The sequence below is a fragment of the Snuella sedimenti genome, assembly GCF_016428595.1.
Classification (GTDB): Bacteria; Bacteroidota; Bacteroidia; order Flavobacteriales; family Flavobacteriaceae; genus Snuella; species Snuella sedimenti.
Window position 1 is genome coordinate 1 of record NZ_JAELVQ010000052.1, and the last position, 4,571, is coordinate 4,571.

The window sequence follows — 4,571 nt, forward strand, 5'->3', positions numbered from 1 at the left end:
TCAATGGATTGGGCAGTGTTGGACTATCGGTCACGGCGTTTCCGTTTTCGTCGATATAGTTGTAATAGATCTCCATGGTTGATTGCGTGCCCAAAATAGTACTTGTAAAGCTTGAGGTATCAAAGGGGGACACACCGTCATCATCAATGTCACCGGCATCCCCGTCACAAGCAGGAGGCACCGTTACCGGATCGGCAATAACAGGTTGTGTGTCGACAATAAATTCTAAAGTCGTTTCGTCATAGCAAGGGCCGTCGGGGGCATTGGTTGCATTATTGGTTACCTTGATGTCTATGGTCTGGCTTGCTGTTAAAAACGGGTTGGGAAGCGTATTGGATGTTATAGTCGATCCGTTTATGTCAATATACGTGTATTCTACGGTTAGATCTGTGAGCGATTGTCCATTTAGTATATCATTTTCTACTTGTGAGGTGTCAAAGGGATAGGTGACATCCGTGTCACTAGTATCGTAATCGCATTGCCTCTGTATTGTTACAGGTGTAGCAATGGGTAAGGGCTCTACAATTAATGTGATATAAGGGCCAAAGGCTTGACAATCGTTGTCAATTTCACTATCAACACGAATGTATATTTGCTGCATATTTGGATAGCCAATGTTTCTATAGTTAGAAATATCGGTTATCGGGTTCATTTCCGTTAATGCATCCATTTCATTTCTGTAAAAACTAATATCGGGCGTTTGTGGAAGAAAAAAGTTTGCAACCATTGTTTTTACATAACTAAAGTCAAATGAGGCAATTCCATCCCGGTCGTCATTATTACTTGTATTGTTACCATCCATGTCGAGAAAATCATCACAATGGGTTATCACTTCATCAATAGCACCATTTGGAATTTGACTAACAGCTACATTGAGTTGTATCTCTGCAACAGAAGCGCAACCTTGTTGCGATTCAACACTTGCCCAAAGTGTCTGTGAATATGGAGCATTTGTATTTTCGTAGGCAGTAGGTTCTGTAATGTAATCAAGACTGGTTATATCGCCATCTAGAGCTGCGGTTTGGCTTAAGTAGTAGGTAAATGTTTCGTTGGCTGCATTGTTGGAAATTTCATTGTTGGACTCTGTTAAATTAAATATACTAATCCCGTCGGCATCATCATCACATTGTATTAGAACAACTGGTGAATTTATTATAGGTAAAGGGTATACTGTTAAAGAAAGCTCTTCAGAATATACACCACAAGTATTACCGTTTCGATCAAGTTTAACCCTATACGTATAGTTGTTATAAGATAGAGGCGTAGTGTTAATTGACAAATCAGAAGTTTGAGAACCGCTATAAATAGAATTGTCAGTTAAGATGCTCCAGTTTATGCCGTCGGTGCTCACTTCCCATTGAAAGGTATCGGCATCGGATATTACAAAAATAGTAGTGTTTAATGATTCACAAACTTCAGTATTCTCGGGTTGTGTTGTTATGCTTATTGGTGCTGCTGTTAAATAATCGGAGTTGGGAAGTGTATAACCATCTGTGGCATTACTGACTAATCCGAAAGTATTAACGGTTATATTGGCGTCACCAAGTAAGCCATCATTGTTTCCATCTGAAAAACCGGCTTCAATAACATCGTTACAGCCATCACCGTCACTATCGAGATCTATATAGCTAAATATGCCGTCATTGTCGGAATCATCAAGAGTATAACCAATCATACCGCTATCTGGAGTGCTTTCGGCAGCATCAACCCAACCATTTAGTCCAAAAGGGAATCCGCTATCTATTATACCGTCTAAATTGGTGTCAGATAAAAGTCCTAATTGTCCCGTTTCAATTAAATCATAAACACCATCATTATCACTGTCCAGATCATAAAAATCAGGAACACCATCGGAGTCACTGTCTATGGGATCGAAGGGAGGATCGAAGGCATCGTCTAATCCATCCAGATTAGCATCTAGGTTAGTCAGGTTTATTATTGTTCCTGTATTTTCAATACTATCTGGGATACCATCATTGTCACTATCTAAATCCAGCGCATCTTCAATACCGTCCATGTCACTGTCCTTTGCTACACAGGTTGCAGAAATTCTAAATGTTGCCTGATTGCTGTTTGTATCAGATGTGTTTTTATGTATATAGGTAAATGCATTGATAGCATTGGCCGAAAAACTAAAGGTACCGGCTCCTAATGCTAAAGAACTACCCTTTAACTTGAATCTAATTTCAAATGCCGAAATTTGGGTAATCCCAGATTCATATATACCATCAAAATTTGTATCGATTAACAATTGGTCATCAGGGTCTAAAAGCGTAATCGTCTTACTGTTGGGGACGCGGATTATAAATTCTTCATCGTTCGATAATAGTCCATTCCCTAGAACGGATGATGTGCCATATTCTAGTAGTATATTGATGTTTTTATCAAATATAAGGTCGTAGGTAACACTTGTTTCTATAGCGCCACTTTTGCTAGGTGTTTCACTCATAAATGTTCCATCAGAATTACCTGCAAAGGGTGTTGTTGCTGCATTTCCAATAGTACTTACGGTTCCTGTATAGGTATAATTACCTGCCGTTATTGTCCCTCCGCTTATGTTGGATAGATCAATGTTTTGATCACCATAGGATTCGGTACAGTTTAAAATACCATCATTATCATTGTCAATGTCAATATTGTCTATAATGCCATCATTGTCTACATCGTCTGGACAAATGCTAACAGGTACTTCAATGGATTCTAAGGTTAAGCCAGAACATGCCAAAACACCAATCAGCTTATAGGTTCCAGAAGCGTTTGGTGTGTACTGTAAGGTACTGATGCCGGTTGATACGTAACCTGTACCATCATTAAAATACCACTCAATGCTGTCAAAGTTATCCATATTAGCTACTTCTAAGGTAACATTAGGAATGCATATACCTAAAGGAGTTAGGGTGATGTTGAAATTGATTTCGGGAGCTGCAGGAAACCCAGAATAGAAGCTGCCTGATGTAGCTACACCATTAAGGTTAAAGTAAGCACAATACAACTCGTCTGTACTTTGTACGGATATATTGCCGCTTAGATTGGACACCTTGTAGGTAACATAATCACTTTTACCAGTTACAGCATTAGGGCCAACTGCTGAGAAACTGGATATTGGCGAATTGTTTATTGTAACCGTAGCACCCGCCTTAGTAACAATAGTAATGCCTCCAGTGTATGTTGTGTTTCCTATACTTGTAATATTTGCTATGTTATCTAGGTTCCCTCGCGCTTCGCAACTTAAGGGGGGAACAAAAAACATGCCTTGGTTAGCCTCATTATTGGAGGCTCCAATACCTTGATAAACAAAGACATCTTCTGAGGTTTCAACATACATGTTGCCACTTGAACTATAATTGTTACCTTCTATCAAGTGGTATTCACCTGCATTTATTGTTGCTATTGGTGCATTACCATTGATGCTGATTGTCGTATTATCTGTATGCGCAACAACCAGAATGTTTTCCCAACCATTATCGCCAGAGCCTCGTACAAAAATATACTCTTTACCAACTTTTGACAGATCTACGATCTGATCGATACCATAATCTCGTCCATTGCCATTATGAAAGCTACCATTAGCAGATCCGCAGTTAACGACCACGTTTTTATTTGAGTTAACAAGGCATCCAATAAGGCCATCCCTGTTGATCGATGTATTGGCGCTGTTTATTGCTATAATATAGCTTTCTCCTTTGTTTAATGAGACGTTTACGGGTGTTGTGCCCGAATAGTTTTCTATAATGAGTCCTGCAGGAAGGTTGCTAAAAGTTACCTGGGTATTGTCTTCGGTAGCCATTACTGAAACAAAATTCAAGTAATTGGTTTGTGGGTTTTCATTGGTATAACTACCAACTCTAAATGTAGTACCCAAGGCTGCGAGTCCTTTGCTAACAAGAGCACCTGCCTGGGCTCCGGCGTTGATCCGTATGGAAACGTATATAACATCCTGTGCTTCTATAATATAGCCTTTATTCGATTTTACCGTGCTGGTTTCAAATGCATTAACAAACAGTTGGGTGTTCCTGCCACTTCCAATAGTATAAGTGTAAGGACTTGTTTTGGAGACCGTGCCTGTTATGTAATTAGCTGCACTTAAGCCTACAGGTTTTATGGTAAAACTGATTGGCACTGTACTTGGGGTAGATATATATATATAGTGATCTTCGGGTGTAGAAGAGTTTTCTCCTGATTCTGTGATAGGAGGGATATAATGGGTTTTACTTAATTGGGAAAAACCAGTAGCTGTAAAAAAGAAGAATATTGCTATGTATCTTAATTGCCAAAGTATTTGCATTTATAAATAGAAATTAATTACCAAAGTAATATATTTAACTTGTTTAGACTCAAATAGTAGCAAAAGGTTTAAGGTTTTTAGATGAAAATAAATTAAAAAGTTACCATTATAATTTTTTGAAATCTTTTTCTTTCGTTAATACTTTTGGAATGTTTACAATTGTTATCGTTTCAAACTAAAATGCCCCATAAAGGTTCTACCGTCTTGAAGTATGACCTTGAACCAGTAATCGTCGGAGCTTAGGCGTTTACCGTTAAAGGTGCCGTCCCATCCATTAGATGTTGTT

Annotated in this window: 2 protein-coding genes; both read right to left on the minus strand. The window is 38.7% G+C overall.

Features of this window, described 5'->3' with window-relative positions:
• On the minus strand, positions 1-4,285 hold a 4,285-nt coding region (locus tag JF259_RS17485; protein WP_199117002.1), incomplete at its 3' end, for an IgGFc-binding protein.
• Positions 4,286-4,447: 162 nt separating this feature from the next.
• On the minus strand, positions 4,448-4,571 hold a 124-nt coding region (locus tag JF259_RS17745), incomplete at its 5' end, for a T9SS type B sorting domain-containing protein (protein ID WP_199113410.1).